The organism is Microcoleus sp. CAWBG27, from assembly GCF_020883145.1.
Classification (GTDB): domain Bacteria; phylum Cyanobacteriota; class Cyanobacteriia; order Cyanobacteriales; family Microcoleaceae; genus Microcoleus.
In genome coordinates this window covers 23,509-38,557 of sequence record NZ_JAHREU010000028.1, presented here as the reverse complement: position 1 = coordinate 38,557, position 15,049 = coordinate 23,509, and the positions used below count along the sequence as shown (strand labels likewise).

The following is a 15,049-nucleotide window of genomic DNA, read 5'->3' as shown; positions in this document are numbered from 1 at the left end:
TCCTCACTACGAACCTTTGACAAGAAAATATTGTATTCTTTGCCAAATTCGTTCTAGCAAATCTGGCGTGCTAACATCAAACCATTCAATTTCAGGATATGCTCTAAACCATGTCCGCTGTCTCTTGGCAAATTGCCTCGTGTGCAAAATTGTTAATTCTTTAGCTTCCTCAAGCGTAATGTCGCCAGCTAAATATCGTTTGATTTCCTGATATCCCAGGGTGTTCAACAACGGTAAGTCGCAGCCGTATTTTTTGCACAAATATTCTACTTCAGCCAGCCAACCGCGTTCTAACATTTGCTCGGTGCGCTGTTGGATGCGATCGCCCAAAACATCCATCTTACAGTCCAACCCAATCTGTAGAATAGGATAATTGGGAGGATTTTCGCCTTGCTGTTCGGAAATAGAGCGCCCGGTGACATAAAATACTTCGAGTGCTCTTAAGGTTCTGAATGAATCGTTGATGTGAATTTTCTGGGCGGCCGGGCGATCGACTTGCTGCAACATCGCATAACATTGAGATTGGCCCAGCTCCGCAAGTTGCGATCGCAATTCGGGTATCGGCGCTACCCTGGGCATTTTCAAACCCTTGACAATTGATTTGATATATAAGCCTGTCCCTCCCACCAACAACAGCGGAGGAGAAACGGGAAAATCGACATCAGCAATTATTTTTTGAGCTTGCTGCTGGTATTCTGCGAGTGTTAGAGTTTCCGTCGGATCGCAAATGTCAATTAAGTGATGCGGTACAGAAGCGCGATCGATCTTTGTAGGTTTTGCCGTTCCGATGTCAAATTCGCGGTACACTTGACGGGAGTCTGCGCTCAAGATCGAAGATTTCAGTCGATCGGCCACTTCCACAGCCACTCCAGACTTCCCCGTCGCCGTCGCCCCGCAAATTGTAATCAATCTAAACATAAGCCGTCGCACACTTAAAAAACATATTGCATTTCCCAATAAAAACTCTCAAATCCCCGAATCCTCTCTCCCCCCGCTGATTGACGGCGCTACACCTCGTTCATCCCGAAGCGAACTCAAAACTATTCGATATCTGTCCCCCGATAAATTTCCATTCATAATGCGCTAGCATCGCCTTTAACGGTTTTGTGCTATGATTTTTAGGATTTTTTGCATTTTATGAATTTTGGGGTCTTCAGCCTCATTTTTGGAGCTATTGTTGCATGACTGACACCTACAGCGCCGACCAAATTCAAATTCTCGAAAATCACGAAGCAGTCCGCAAACGACCGGGGATGTACATCGGTAACACTGGTCTGCGAGGACTCCACCATCTAGTTTACGAGGTTGTGGATAATGCGATCGACGAAGCGCTGGCAGGTTACTGCACTCGCATCGAAGTTGACCTGAACGCTGACGGTTCCGTTACTGTTACAGACAACGGCCGGGGAATTCCCACCGAGATTCATCCCAAAACTGGTAAATCATTCCTGGAAGCAGTTTTGACTGTTCTTTGCTTTGTTGGCAGAAGCAGCGACGGCTACAAGGTTTCTGGAGGTATCCACGGGCTTGGGCTAGCAGTTGTCAATGCTTTGTCTGAATGGTTGCAGGTGACTGTTCGGCGCCAAGAGCAAATTTACAGCCAGCGTTTTGACAAAGGCGTCGCCGTTACGCAACTAACAGCTAAACCAAATCCCAAAAACCGCACTGGTACGTCGATTTGTTTCAAGCCAGATGTGGAGATTTTCCAGCCTGGTATTGAGTTCGATCGCCCGACTCTCACCTCTTACCTGCGACAGCTTGCTTATCTCAATCCCGGTTTAACAATTATTTTCACTGACAATCGTTTGGGAATACTCGGCAGCACTTCTCCTTCGATCGAAACTTATTGTTACCCCGACGGCATCCGGGAATATCTCGCCTACTTAAACTCCGAAGTGGAACCGCTGCACGCAGATATTATTTACCTTCAGGGCGATCGAGATGGCGTGCAAGTAGAAATAGCTGTTCAATGGCACGTTCCAAAGGAACATAAGACCTCTGGCCGACTGTTTGGTTATACTAACTGCGTCTGGAATATCGATGGTGGCATTCACTGTGACACTTTCATATTGACATTGAGGCAGGTGGTGAGTGCGATCGGCCGCCAACTGGGCAAACTCAAAAATACAGACCCTGTTTTAGGTTGGAAGGATGTTTTAGAGTGTGGCTTCACGGGCATAATTGCCATTAAGTTACCGAATCCCGAGTTTGAGGGCGCGATTAAAAGTCGGTTGGCTAACCCCGAAGTACGAGAAATGGTTAAATCTTTGGTAGAAAAAGAGTTGATCGCATATTTGACAGCCCGCCCGGAAGTTGCAGGGGCGATCGCACAACAGGCGATCGAGACTCGCGATGCAGTTATGGCTGCACGCCAAGCACGGGCATTGCTGCGACGCCAGAATGGCTATAAGACATTAATTCGCAACCGTCGGCAACCGGGCGATCGCACTTCTTAACCTTCCGGCTAACAGCCCAGCCACCAAATGTCAATAGCTCCCCAAGTAAAACTACTATACCGGGTGCGTCCCCCCGATAAATTTCCATTTAGATAGCCCTAGCATCGCCATTAACGGTTTTGTGCTATAATTTTAGGAGTTTTCCCATTTTAGAAGCTTTTGGGGCTTTAGGCCTCATTATTGGAGCTATTTTTGTATGACCAGCAGCTACAGCGCCGACCAGATTCAAGTTCTCGAAGGTCTCGAAGCAGTCCGCAAACGACCGGGGATGTACATCGGTACCACCGGCCCGCGAGGACTCCACCATCTAGTTTACGAGGTTGTGGACAATTCCATCGATGAGGCGCTGGCTGGCCACTGCACTCACATCGAGGTTGACTTCAACGCCGACGGTTCAGTCACTGTCACAGATGACGGTCGCGGTATTCCTACCGGGATCGTTGCCAAGACTGGCAAATCGGGAATCGAAACAGTAATGACTGTACTGCACGCCGGCGGTAAGTTTGGCGGCGGCGGTTACAAAGTTTCTGGAGGTTTGCACGGTGTAGGTATTTCCGTGGTTAACGCGCTTTCGGAGTGGGTAGAGGTGACGGTTTGGCGCGACCAAAAAGAACATTTGCAGCGCTACGAAAGAGGCTTTCCCGTCAGCGAACTTGTGGCAAAGCCCTGCAAAGGAAATCGCACCGGTACTTCAGTTAGTTTCCTTCCGGACACTCAGATATTTAGCACTGGCATTGAGTTCGATTATGCTACGGTTGCCGGACGCTTGCGAGAGTTGGCTTATTTGAATGCCGGCGCGAAAATTACTTTTGGCGATCGGCGTTTGGAATTGCTCAAAAGTGCCGAACCGCGCGTCGAAACCTATTGTTACGAAGGTGGCATTAAGGAATATGTCACTTACATGAACCGCGAGAAGCAGCCGCTGCACGAAGAGGTGATCTACGTGCAAGGCGAACGCAACAACGTGCACGTGGAAGTGTCTTTGCAGTGGTGCGTTGATGCTTTTAGTGACAACGTTCTCGGTTTTGCCAACAACATTCGGACGATCGACGGCGGTACACACTTAGAAGGTTTGAAGGCTGTTTTGACGCGGACGATGAATTCGATCGCCCGCAAGCGCAACAAAATCAAAGAAAACGAACCCAACCTCGCTGGCGAAAACGTCCGCGAAGGTTTAACAGCCGTGATTTCGGTCAAAGTTCCCGATCCCGAATTTGAAGGCCAAACTAAAACAAAGCTAGGAAATACCGAAGTCCGAGGAATAGTTGATTCCTTGGTAGGCGAAGTATTAACCGAATATTTGGAATTTCGGCCCCAAGTAGCAGACGCTATTTTGGAAAAAGCAATTCAGGCATTTAAAGCCGCAGAAGCCGCCCGTCGTGCCCGCGATTTAGTCCGCCGAAAATCCGTCCTAGAATCGTCTCCTTTGCCCGGAAAATTAGCGGACTGTAGCTCCAGAGACCCCGCCCTGTCTGAGATATACCTGGTCGAGGGCGATTCAGCCGGCGGCTGTTTTCTTTCTTCGGAGAAAATATTATTAGCTGATGGCACAACAAAAACCTTCAAACAGATAGTTGACGAACAAGCAGAAGGTAAAGAACACTTTTGCTACACCATTCGCGAGAGTGGAAACATCGGGTTTGAGCGGATAACTAACGCTCGCATGACTAAAGCAAATGCTGAAGTTATCAAATTGACATTAGACAATGGGGAGACAATTACTTGTACTCCAGATCATCGGTTCATGTTGCGGGATGGCACTTACAAAGCAGCAGCAATGCTGACACCGGACGATTCGTTAATGCCTCTCAACCGCCAGTTGTCTCAAAAGAAGCCAAATGGTCAGGGGCTTAATGGTTACGAAATGGTTTGGAATCCCAACAGTGACAAGTGGATTTACAGTCATCTGTTATCGGATTTCTACAACCTAAAACACGGTGTTTATCAATCATCTGACGGCAACCACCGCCACCATGTTGATTTCAACAAACTCAACAACAATCCGACCAATATTCAGCGGCTGCCGGCCCATGAACACTTGGCTTTACACCGCGCCAACCTTGAGAAAACATTGCACAGGCCGGATGTCATTGAAAAGAGCCGTCAAGCTCACATGACTGATGAATTTCGGGCGATGATGAAAGAGCGGATGCAGCAGCCTGAAACCAGGCAAATTCTCTCAGAACAGGCAAAGGCTCAGTGGGAAGATGAAGAGTATAAAGCTTACATGACTAGCAAGTGGCGTGAGTTTTACGACACTAATGAAGCTTATCGCGAGCAAAATAATGAATTGCTCAACCAAGCCCAACAAGAGTATTGGAGCTCCGAAGAAAACCGCTTAGCTCAGTCTCAACGGGTTCGCAATCATTTTGCTAACAATCCTGAAGCGCGGGAGGCTAATTCACAATTGGCCAAAGAACAGTGGCAAAATCAGGATTTGTTGGACTGGCGACGGGAGAAAACTAAGGAACAGTGGACACCGGAGTTTCGCCGCCAACGCAAAGCTGCTTTGGACGAAACTTATTACCGCAAAACTCTGGAAGCATTGAAGACTGTTCATATCAAAATGGGCTGGATGGATGTAGATTATTACAATTCTTATCGCCGCCTGAAGAATGATAAGTCTTTGTTGAAGTACGAGACTTTTTGTAAGCGCTACTTTAATGGTGAAGAATTATATGCTCGCCAAGCGGTTCGTAATTACAACCACCGTGTTGTGAAGATTGAAGCTGTAGAGGAACGGTACGATGTTTACGACATCGAAGTGCCTAACAGCCACAACTTTGCCTTAGGTGCGGGAGTTTTTGTACACAACAGCGCGAAGCAAGGGCGCGATCGACAATTCCAAGCAATTCTGCCTTTGCGCGGTAAAATTCTCAACATCGAGAAAACCGACGACGCCAAAATCTACAAAAATAACGAAATTCAGTCGTTAATTACAGCCCTGGGTTTGGGCATCAAAGGCGAAGAATTCGACCCCGGTCAATTACGGTATCACCACATAGTGATCATGACTGACGCTGACGTAGATGGGGCCCACATCCGCACGCTGTTGCTGACTTTCTTCTACCGCTACCAGCGCGCACTTGTAGAACAAGGTTACATCTATATTGCTTGTCCTCCTCTGTATAAAGTGGAACGGGGACGCAATCACTACTACTGTTACAGCGATCGCGAAATGAACAATCTCGTCCGCAACGAATTCCCCGCCAATGCGAACTACACCATCCAGCGGTTCAAAGGTTTGGGCGAAATGATGCCGACGCAGTTGTGGGATACCACGATGAACCCGGAAACTCGGACGCTAAAACGGGTGGAGATTGAAGACGCTGCTGAAGCCGATCGCATCTTTACCATCTTAATGGGCGATCGGGTCGCCCCCCGCCGCGAATTCATCGAAACCTACGGCCCCAAACTCAACCTCCTCGACTTGGACATCTAAGTTAGTTGATAGTTGACAGTTGACAGTTGACAGTTGCTGGCGAGGATGAGTCATTAGTCATTAGTTAGTGGCTGATGACTACTGCTTTCCTGTCAACTGCTTTCCTGTCAACTGACTACTGCTTTCCTGCCAACTGCAACTTTTGTTATAAAAATTAATACAATCTCTCATCAAATTGCTTTAAGGTAAATGCTTAGGTAAATTTTAGATTTTTGGCGCATCCATCAGCTACCACAAAAATAGAAGGTTGGACAATATAGCATGAGCATCAATTTAGCAACAAAATTGCGTGAGGGAACAAAAAAATCTCACACAATGGCAGAAAACGTTGGTTTTGTCAAATGCTTTTTAAAAGGCGTTGTAGAAAAAACTTCTTACCGGAAGTTAGTAGGAAACCTGTACTTTGTCTACTCGGCAATGGAAGAGGAAATGGAACGCCAAAAGCAGCATCCGGTTGTTTCAAAAATTTACTTTTCTGAGTTAAATCGCAAACAAAGTTTAGAGCAAGATTTATTCTACTACTACGGCGCCAATTGGCGGGAACAAGTATCCCCATCACCAGCAGCTAAAGCTTACGTGCAGCGGATTCGTGAAATCTCGGCTACCGCACCAGAACTGTTAGTAGCTCAGTCTTACACTCGCTACCTAGGCGACTTGTCCGGCGGACAAATCCTCAAGGGAATTGCTCAGCGCGGCATGAATCTTACCGAGGGAGAAGGCACTGCTTTCTACGAATTCCAGGATATTCCTGATGAAAAAGAGTTCAAAGCTAACTACCGTCAGGCAATGAATGAATTGCCGATTGACGAAGCTACAGCAGAGCGCATTGTTGACGAAGCTAATGCAGCTTTTGGCATGAACATGAAGATGTTTATGGAGTTAGAAGGCAATTTGATTAAAGCTGTCGGTCAGATGCTGTTCAATACCCTGACGCGGAAGCGCGGCGCAGCCAGTACCGAATTGGCTACTGCTGATTAGTCAATACCCATTGGCAATAATTTGAGCCTCGTTTAAGAGGAAAACATTAAATCCTGGGGGTTTGATGGCTGCTTTTACAGTCACCAAAGCTCCGGGATTTTGCAGGGCGGGCGATCGACTTTTTCTAGATTGACACTCATCGAGTATCAAGGTACGAGGATTCTTAAGACATTTCTGTCAAAATATCCGTATTGCGCTTAGTTCCCAGGCTGACTACATTTGCACAAAAGAGCACGCTTGGTGTGTAGTCATATCTCCTCAAAAATGTTTTGGGCGTAGACTTTCCCACCGGGAGGGGGTAGGTTTTTACATCTTGTCTGATGTGGTTATTTTACCATATTCATTTGTGAAGATGGATTTGTCATTTTACTTAACTATGGAAAAAAGCCGTCCTGAAAGGACGGGGTTTTTAACCCAATTTTCTGATAAAAAATAAGGAATAAGGAAATTAGTCGGGACGGGCCAGGAGAAACGTCTTACCTTCCCATACCCCGATTTGGTGGCTCATCCGGTACAGGCAAAGAAGTTGGTCTTACCTGGCGCTCCAAATACTTGCTCAAAGCGTAAGCGATATCGCCGCGAGTCATCGGCTTTAAAGGATTAATTTTATTAGTTCCGACTTCAAAATTCACAAACCCTTCATACAGTGCAGTAGCCATAGACTTTCTAGCCCAACTAGGAATTTCCCCTGCATCTGGATACCTAGCTAAAATCTCGGCAACGGTGGCGTCTGGAAACTGAAAAACCCCATAAGCTTGAGCAAAAATCGCCAAAGACTCAGCGCGAGTCACCCTTTGATTTGGGAAAAACATTCCGTCGCGATATCCACTCATAGTTCCCGTTTTCAAAGCAGTTTGAATCGCACTGTAAGCCCAGTAGCTTTTAGGTACGTCGGGCAATTCCATATCCGGTTTCTGAGCTGTTTTCCGCCGTTCCAAACCAAAAGTTTTCAGTAAAATTACCGCCAAATCGGCGCGACTGATAATGCTTTCAGCATTAAAATTGCCGCTAGAATCTTTATTCATCAATCCTGCATTGACAACCCGGTCGATCGGGTCAATTATTTGTTGAGATTGAACCACCGTTGGCACTCCTTGCGCTAGCGCGATCGCAAAAAAAACACAGACTAACTTTTTCACGATTTTAATCCTTTGTGCTGCTCAAACAATTATTCAAGCAGCAGCAATATTTTCTCCGGTTCCATCGGTATGATTCTGAGATTTCGACCGCCGGCTAAATAGCGGGATTTCATATTAAAATCAAATCTCTGCTTCCGGCAAAGCGCCCTGCATTTTCCCCAGCCAATCAATCAAATTATCCAACTGCTTTTCGGCGCTCAAAACAGCCATTCCGCGAATAGTAACCTTCCCCTTGCTGTAGACAAAACGAGAATGTAGATGTTCGGGCAAATTAGCCTTGAGCAAATTCCAAGCAGGTTCCTCCATCGGCGTTTCCAAGACAATGTGCTGCTTATTTTCCGGTTTAATCCGAGAAAAACCGATTTGCTTGGCGATTTGTTTGAGTTCGACAACACGAATCAGTTGCTGCGCTGGTAGAGGAATCTGCCCGTAACGATCGCACCAATCGGCCCGAATCTGTTGCAACTCTTCCAGAGTATTCGCAGAAGCCACAGACCGATAAGCGCTCATCTTTTGATCCAGGTCTCCAATATAATCGGCAGGAATAAACGCCGTCAAACTGAGGTCGATTTGTGCATCCTCAACCTTCGGAATTTCCTGACCCTTAATTTCGCGAATAGCCTCCTCTAACATTTCAGCATACAAATCAAAACCGATCGCCTCCATTTGACCAGACTGTTCCGTACCCAAAACATCACCAGATCCCCGAATTTCCATATCCCGGACAGCCAACTGATAGCCAGAACCCAACTGCGCGAACTCTTGAATAGCCCGCAGCCGCTGCCTTGCAGCATCCGACAGTTGGTTTTGCTTCGGATAAAACAGCCAAGCGTGAGCTTGAATCCCCGCACGTCCCACCCGCCCGCGCAACTGGTACAACTGACCCAAACCAAACTTCTGGGCGTCCTCAATCAAAATTGTATTGACACGGGGAATATCCAAACCCGACTCAATAATCGTAGTGCACACCAAAATATCAAACTCTGCCGCACTGAAAGTCAGCATGATCGATTCTAGTTCCGCAGCATCCATTTGACCGTGGGCGATCGCAATTCTCGCCCCCGGAACCATTAGCTGCAACGTATCCGCCAACTCATCAATCCCCTCAATCCGAGGTACAACATAAAAAACCTGACCGCCCCTGTCCAACTCTTGACGAATTGCAGTCCGCACCACCTCCAAATCGTAGGGGGCCAAATGAGTCTGAATCGGGCGGCGGCTGGGCGGCGGAGTCGCAATCAAACTCATCTCCCGAATCCCCGATAGAGACATATAGAGAGTTCGGGGAATCGGAGTCGCCGTCAGAGTCAAAACATCTACCTCGGTTTTGAGAGATTTAATCGCTTCCTTTTGCTTCACCCCAAACCGTTGTTCTTCATCCACCACCAACAAACCCAAATCCCGAAATTTAATCGCTTTACTCAAAACAGACTGAGTACCGACAATCACGTCTAACTCCCCAGTTGCTAAGCGTTTGTGAATTTCCCGGCGTTCAGTTTCCGTGCGGAAGCGATTGAGCAAACCAACTTCGATCGGATAAGGGGAAAAACGCTCTGAGAGCGTGTGATAGTGCTGTTGGGTCAAAATTGTCGTCGGCGCCAGCAAAGCCACCTGCTTGCCCGCTGTAATTGCCTTAAAAATAGCTCTCAGAGCAACTTCCGTCTTGCCGAAACCGACATCGCCGCAGACTAAGCGATCCATAGGTCGATCGCCCTCCATGTCACGTTTCACATCAAGAGTAGCCTTCAACTGATCCGGCGTTGGTTGGTACGGGAAAGAATCCTCTAACTCTTGCTGCCAAGGCATATCAGGAGGAAAAGCATAACCCTGTTGCTTAGCTCTTTTAGCGTAAAGATTCAGCAAATCTACCGCTACTTTCTTAACAGCTTTGCGAACTTTTGCTTTAGTTTTTTCCCACGTTTGACCGGTCAGCTTGTTGAGTTCTGGCACTTTATCGCCGACAGTCCGAAACCGCGACAGGGCGCCCAATTGATCCGCCGCGACTCTGAGAGTACCGTCAGCGTATTGCAACACCAAATATTCGCGAGTTTCCCGATCGATCGTCAAGCGTTCCAATTTGAGAAACTTGCCCACTCCGTGCTGGCGGTGAACCACATAATCGCCCGGACTCAGCTTGTTCGGGTCAACCTTTTTAGAAGCGGCGCGGCGGCGCTTGCGAACGTAGCTAAATGTAGCGAGAGAATGCTGACCGTAGAATTCCCGATCGGTAATTAAAACAATCCGAAAAGTCGGCAGAACAAACCCTTCCAACTCTGCCAGCCCGCTGTACTTCAAAGCTACCGGAATATGCTGCAACTGCAACTTGTCGATCGCCAAAAAGTCGCGCGGATTCACCACAAACTGAGCCGGACAGTCGTGTTCCGACAGCAGAGAGACCGATCGACTCGGTTGAGCCGAAACCATAAACACCGTAAAACCGCGATCGCGCTCTTCCCGGAGCATTTGAGACAGCTTCGCAAATTGGTGAGGCATCACCGGCACAGGCCTGCTGGACAAATTAACCGCAGGCGTTTGGGATTTTTGAGTAGTAGAATCTTCTGCTAATTCTGAAAGTTCTAGCCTGTCAAAAGCTGCGACATCTGCGATCGATTCCGCAAAAGTGCGGTGAATTTTCGGAACCTTCAGATTCGCAATTGGCAATCTTGGCGTTTCACCATCAACAACTTCTGATTCCCGATTGCAACTTTCCCATTGTTCCTGGGCATTTTCAAACCAGCGGTTGCTGTGACCTTCACATCCTTGGGGTTCGTCAATTACAACTAAAGTATTTTCTGGCAAATAATTCAACAAACAAGCTGGTTTCTCGAACGCTAAACCTAACAGCCTGCGGACATATTTTTCTGCTTCATTTTCTGTGTCAACAGAGTCTATTTGGTTGGTTTTGTCAAGATTATTTTCAGCTAAAACTGCCTTGATAATTGCGTTAAAGCTAGTAGGAGTTAAAACTAATCGATCGACCTTATCGAGCGATCGCTGGTTGGAGGGATCGAACTCGCGCAGTTGATCCAAAGTATCCCCGAACCATTCCAGCCGCACCGGCAACTCCGCCGCCACCGGAAACACATCGACAATATCGCCCCGGCGACTCCACTGGCCCTCAGTTTCCACCAAAGTCACCCGATCGTACCCCATCGAGGCAAGTTGGCGGTCAAGTATCTTTGAGTCTTGAACTTCGCCTCGTTTCAGCGTCAGACAGTAGGGTTCAAAGGCACTTTGAGGTGGCAAATGAGGCTGGAGAGCTCTTTCTGTAGCTACAATTGCGATCGGCTTAGACTTCGTGGCGCTTGTTTCTTCCTTGTCCACCAAATCCGCCAGTACCTGCATTTGCCCCCAGGTCATTTCGTTCTCGTCCGAGTAAGATAGCTCGTAGGGCGAAGCTTCCGAAGTAGGGTAAAAATGTACAGTTTGCCAGCCCATCGCCTCTAATTGAGCTACCCAGCGGCCGGCTTCTTCCAGAGTTGCTGTCACGGCTAATAGGTTTCGTCCCTCTTGTTGTGCGAGGGCGGAAGCTACTAAACCTTTGGGTAAGCGGGCGATGCCGTTCAGTTGCAAACAGTGATACCGTTTGAGCTTGTTGAGAAGTTCTGTTGCTAAGGGCGATCGCCCCAATGTCCGAATTATCGAAGAGAAAGTCATGCGCTGTTAATTATTATCCCCGATGGGCGAAGGCTCTTCCCGGCTGCTGATTAAGGAAGATTGTACGACAAACATCTATCATTGTGCCGATCGGTTATTGGCAGTTCAACTGCACTGCGGGTAGATTTCTACTAGAAGCCTTGTGTAAATATCTGGAACTTGCGATCGAAATGAGCCCGTTCCGTTAATCTAGGGACAGGTTGACAACAATTTCGATTTTTGCGATCGAGATTGGCAGCTTCCAGGCTTATGCTTTAAGCGGGCAGTGCGCTTCGCCTTTACCGAAAGGCGAGAGGAAAGCCCCGCCTTTCAAGACTGGGGATGAACTCGGCTACGACGACCGTCGCAAGACAACCCATTCCACGGCTGTCTTCGGCAGAGTGCGCTATTGAGTAGTAATTCATCGTTAAAAATATTTATCTGTGTTTTTCTGGATAAAACTATATTATCATAGCTCCATGATAGTTAGAGAAGCCAAGCTAAAACACGGTACAGCAGAGCAATATTCTGCCATTGATGAAGCCATCCGAACAGCCCAGTTCATTCGGAACAAAGCCCTTCGCTATTGGATGGATAATCAAGGTACGAGTAAAGCCGATCTGTACAGCATATGTAAAGATTTAGCCAAGGAGTTTGACTTTGCTAAAAGGCTTAACTCCGCCGCTCGTCAAGCTAGTGCAGAACGTGCCTGGGCTGCTATCTCTAATTTTTATAGCCGATGTAAAAAAGGTGTAGGCAAGAAAGGTTTTCCAAAGTTTAAAAAACATTGTCGCTCTGTCGAGTATAAAGTTTCAGGCTGGAAACTATCGGATGATTGCAAATCGATCGCATTCACCGATGGCTTTGAGATTGGAACATTATCAATATTTTGCAACAATGAAACTCAGGAAGATTTGCATAGATTGAAAATTAATCGCGTGCGGATCGTGCACTCTTCAGATGGGTATTATGCCCAATTCTGTTTTGATGCAGAGCGCAAAGAGCAAGGCGAGTATTCTGGCAATGTCGTAGGATTGGATCTGGGGTTGAAGTTTTTCACCAAAGACCAAAACGATAATGCTGTAATATATCCTCAGTTTTTGAGAAAGGCCCAAAAACAACTCAAGAAAGCCCAAAGACGATTAAGCAAGAAATTTGTAAAGGGTGCAAAGCCCCAATCAAAGAACTATCATAAGGCTCGGAAAAGACTGGGTAGAATCCATCTTAAAGTACAAAGACAGCGTAAAGACTGGGCAATAAAGCAAGCCCGGTGCGTAGTCCACTCTAACGATGTGGTTGTCTATGAAGACTTAAAGATTGCGAACATGGTCAAAAATCACCATTTGGCTAAGTCTATTTCGGATGCTGGTTGGTATCAATACACTCAATGGTTGGACTACTACGGCAAGATTTGGGATAAAGTAGTTGTGGCAGTATCGCCAAGCTATACATCTCAAGACTGCTCTAATTGCGGCCATAGAGTCAAAAAGTCTCTCAGCACTAGAACTCATTCATGTCCTAGTTGCAAGATTGAAATTTGTCGCGATACAAACGCGGCTCTAAATATTTTGCACAAAGGATTGAATATTCTTGGTGTAGAGTGGAATAAAAACGGTACCTCTGGGCAAGAGGAATCCGCCGAGAAATCGGGAAAGCATGGGGAGAAGACCACCGCTGCCGTTGATAAGCAATTTGATACTGTAAGTGGATTTCGATGAACCATGAATAAGAATCCCCCCGATTCATCGGTGGGGAGTATGTCAACACCGATAAATTGAGAAATGTCCCCAAGTACCGACCTTCTGATTGTTCTCCTGCTGGTTTTCCTCAATGGCGTGTTTGTGATGTCAGAGATGGCCATCATCTCAGTACGGAAAGTGAGACTGCAACAGATGGCTAACCAGGGTTCGAGGAATGCCCGTGTAGCTTTGGATCTGGCCAATGCCCCCAATCAGTTCTTGCCGACAGTTCAAATCGGAATTACGCTGCTGGCGATCCTGTCAGGCGCTTTCGGAGAAAGCACTATTTCTAAAAGAGTAGAGCCTCTGTTGCGCTTGATACCGGCTTTAGCGCCCTACGCTCAGCCGATCGCCTCAGTCATCGCAATTTTAACCATAACTTATCTCACCATAATTATCGGCGAACTTGTGCCGAAGCGGCTGGCCCTCAACAACCCCGAGCCGATCGCCTGTAGTGTCGCTCTTCCCATGCGAATGCTCTCAAAAATTGGCGCTCCTGCCGTTTATCTTTTAAGTTATTCCACGGAATTAGTGCTGCGAATCATGGGGATTGCGCCTTCTACAGAACCCCAAGTTACAGAGGAAGAAATTAAAGTTTTAATCGAGCAAGGAACCGAGGCGGGAACCTTTGAAGAAGCCGAACAGGACATGGTAGAAAGAGTGTTCCGTTTGGGCGATCGGCGAGTCAGCGCTTTAATGACACCGCGACCAGATCTGACTTGGCTCGACCTCGACGACTCAGTAGAAGAAAACCGCCAAAAAATGCTTGGTAGCGGTCATTCCCGATTTCCAGTTTGTCAGGGCGGACTCGATAATGTTGTCGGTTTGGTACACGTTACCGATATGTTGTCTCGCACTTTAACAGGTCAACCCCTCGATTTAAGTGCTTCTTTGCGGAGACCTTTATTTGTACCCGAAAGTACGCGCGGTTTAAAAGTCTTAGAGCTTTTCAAGCAATCTAGCAATCAACTTGCCTTGGTAGTAGACGAATACGGCGTCATTCAAGGATTGGTGACAGTCAACGACATTTTAGTCGAATTAGTTGGCGAATTTCCCTCGGTTGAAGATGCCGACGAACCGCAAGCCGTGCAGCGCGAAGATGGTTCTTGGCTGTTAGATGGAATGCTCCCGGTCGAGGATTTCTTTGAACTGTTTGGAATTGAAGAAGTCTCTTCAGAAAATAGGGGAAGTTACCACACAATGGGCGGTTTTGTGATTACAAATTTGGGCAAAATTCCGGCGGCGGCAGAGCATTTTGAATGGAACGGCTTGCGCGTCGAAGTCGTCGATATGGACGGAAACCGAGTTGATAAGATCTTGGTAATGCCGATCGACTCCACGGGCGATCTGGCTAAAACCCAAGCAAAAACCTAAAAGCCATGTAATTTTAATCGATCGACATAATACCCATAGGGGCGGGTTCACCAACCATTATCGCCGGAAACAAACAATCTCAAAAACCCGCCCCCACCCAGCGATAATATTATGTCCGGTCAATTACCATAACAATGAAAGTCCGCAAAAGCGGACTTCAGTCCGCATAATACGGACTGAAGTCCGCACTACAAACCCATTTTATTGCGGTTAACCGACCGGACATGATATCAATTATCACCTACATTTAGAAATTAAATATAAATATCAGGTTGACATAAATTA

General features: G+C 47.1%; 10 protein-coding genes. 6 read left to right on the top strand and 4 right to left on the bottom strand.

The window, feature by feature from the left end; all coding sequences use genetic code 11:
• Positions 1–6: 6 nt before the first annotated feature.
• Entirely contained in the window at positions 7–918 is a 912-nt protein-coding gene (gene miaA / locus QZ938_RS16980; RefSeq protein WP_293152562.1) for a tRNA (adenosine(37)-N6)-dimethylallyltransferase MiaA, read from the bottom strand.
• Between the two features lie 263 nt (positions 919–1,181).
• On the opposite strand from miaA, the gene QZ938_RS16975 reads away from it, so the two are divergent.
• The 3 genes from QZ938_RS16975 (at position 1,182) to QZ938_RS16965 (ending at position 6,876) form a co-directional block, all read left to right on the top strand.
• The gene (locus tag QZ938_RS16975; protein WP_293351972.1) at positions 1,182–2,456 is read left to right on the top strand and encodes an ATP-binding protein; all 1,275 of its coding nucleotides are present in this window, start codon (positions 1,182–1,184) and stop codon (positions 2,454–2,456) included.
• 196 nt (positions 2,457–2,652) lie between these two features.
• A complete protein-coding gene (gene gyrB, locus QZ938_RS16970) occupies positions 2,653–5,898 on the top strand; it encodes a DNA topoisomerase (ATP-hydrolyzing) subunit B (RefSeq protein ID WP_293351970.1) in 3,246 nt (1,081 codons plus the stop codon).
• Positions 5,899–6,159: 261 nt separating this feature from the next.
• Positions 6,160–6,876, top strand: a complete 717-nt coding sequence (locus tag QZ938_RS16965) for a heme oxygenase (biliverdin-producing) (RefSeq protein WP_293150205.1) — start codon at positions 6,160–6,162, stop codon at positions 6,874–6,876.
• On the opposite strand, the gene QZ938_RS16960 is transcribed toward QZ938_RS16965, so the two are convergent.
• From QZ938_RS16960 to mfd, 3 genes are all read right to left on the bottom strand, one after another.
• The gene (locus QZ938_RS16960; RefSeq protein WP_293150207.1) at positions 6,877–7,026 is read right to left on the bottom strand and encodes a hypothetical protein; all 150 of its coding nucleotides are present in this window, start codon (positions 7,024–7,026) and stop codon (positions 6,877–6,879) included.
• Between the two features lie 326 nt (positions 7,027–7,352).
• Positions 7,353–8,015: an S-layer homology domain-containing protein gene (locus tag QZ938_RS16955; protein ID WP_293150209.1), complete on the bottom strand. Its 663-nt coding sequence runs from the start codon at positions 8,013–8,015 to the stop codon at positions 7,353–7,355.
• A gap of 120 nt (positions 8,016–8,135) precedes the next feature.
• The gene (gene mfd, locus QZ938_RS16950) at positions 8,136–11,672 is read right to left on the bottom strand and encodes a transcription-repair coupling factor (RefSeq protein ID WP_293351968.1); all 3,537 of its coding nucleotides are present in this window, start codon (positions 11,670–11,672) and stop codon (positions 8,136–8,138) included.
• A 200-nt stretch (positions 11,673–11,872) separates the two neighbouring features.
• On the opposite strand from mfd, the gene QZ938_RS16945 reads away from it, so the two are divergent.
• The 3 genes from QZ938_RS16945 to QZ938_RS16935 all read left to right on the top strand — a co-directional run bounded on the left by QZ938_RS16945 (position 11,873) and on the right by QZ938_RS16935 (position 14,764).
• Complete coding sequence (locus QZ938_RS16945; protein WP_293150213.1) at positions 11,873–12,064, top strand: hypothetical protein; 192 nt, start codon at positions 11,873–11,875, stop codon at positions 12,062–12,064.
• A gap of 66 nt (positions 12,065–12,130) precedes the next feature.
• Positions 12,131–13,369 carry a transposase gene (locus QZ938_RS16940; protein WP_293150376.1) on the top strand — a complete coding sequence of 413 codons (1,239 nt, stop codon included), beginning with the start codon at positions 12,131–12,133 and terminating at the stop codon, positions 13,367–13,369.
• A 63-nt stretch (positions 13,370–13,432) separates the two neighbouring features.
• Positions 13,433–14,764, top strand: a complete 1,332-nt coding sequence (locus tag QZ938_RS16935) for a hemolysin family protein (RefSeq protein WP_293150215.1) — start codon at positions 13,433–13,435, stop codon at positions 14,762–14,764.
• Positions 14,765–15,049: the final 285 nt, after the last annotated feature.

Bases quoted from the DNA above. Each gene is read 5' to 3' on its own strand.
- mfd (WP_293351968.1), bottom strand. From the start codon at position 11,672: ATGACTTTCTCTTCGATAATTCGGACATTGGGGCGATCGCCCTTAGCA.
- QZ938_RS16935 (WP_293150215.1), top strand. From the start codon at position 13,433: ATGTCCCCAAGTACCGACCTTCTGATTGTTCTCCTGCTGGTTTTCCTC.
- QZ938_RS16965 (WP_293150205.1), top strand. From the start codon at position 6,160: ATGAGCATCAATTTAGCAACAAAATTGCGTGAGGGAACAAAAAAATCT.
- QZ938_RS16940 (WP_293150376.1), top strand. From the start codon at position 12,131: ATGATAGTTAGAGAAGCCAAGCTAAAACACGGTACAGCAGAGCAATAT.
- miaA (WP_293152562.1), bottom strand. From the start codon at position 918: ATGTTTAGATTGATTACAATTTGCGGGGCGACGGCGACGGGGAAGTCT.
- gyrB (WP_293351970.1), top strand. From the start codon at position 2,653: ATGACCAGCAGCTACAGCGCCGACCAGATTCAAGTTCTCGAAGGTCTC.
- QZ938_RS16975 (WP_293351972.1), top strand. From the start codon at position 1,182: ATGACTGACACCTACAGCGCCGACCAAATTCAAATTCTCGAAAATCAC.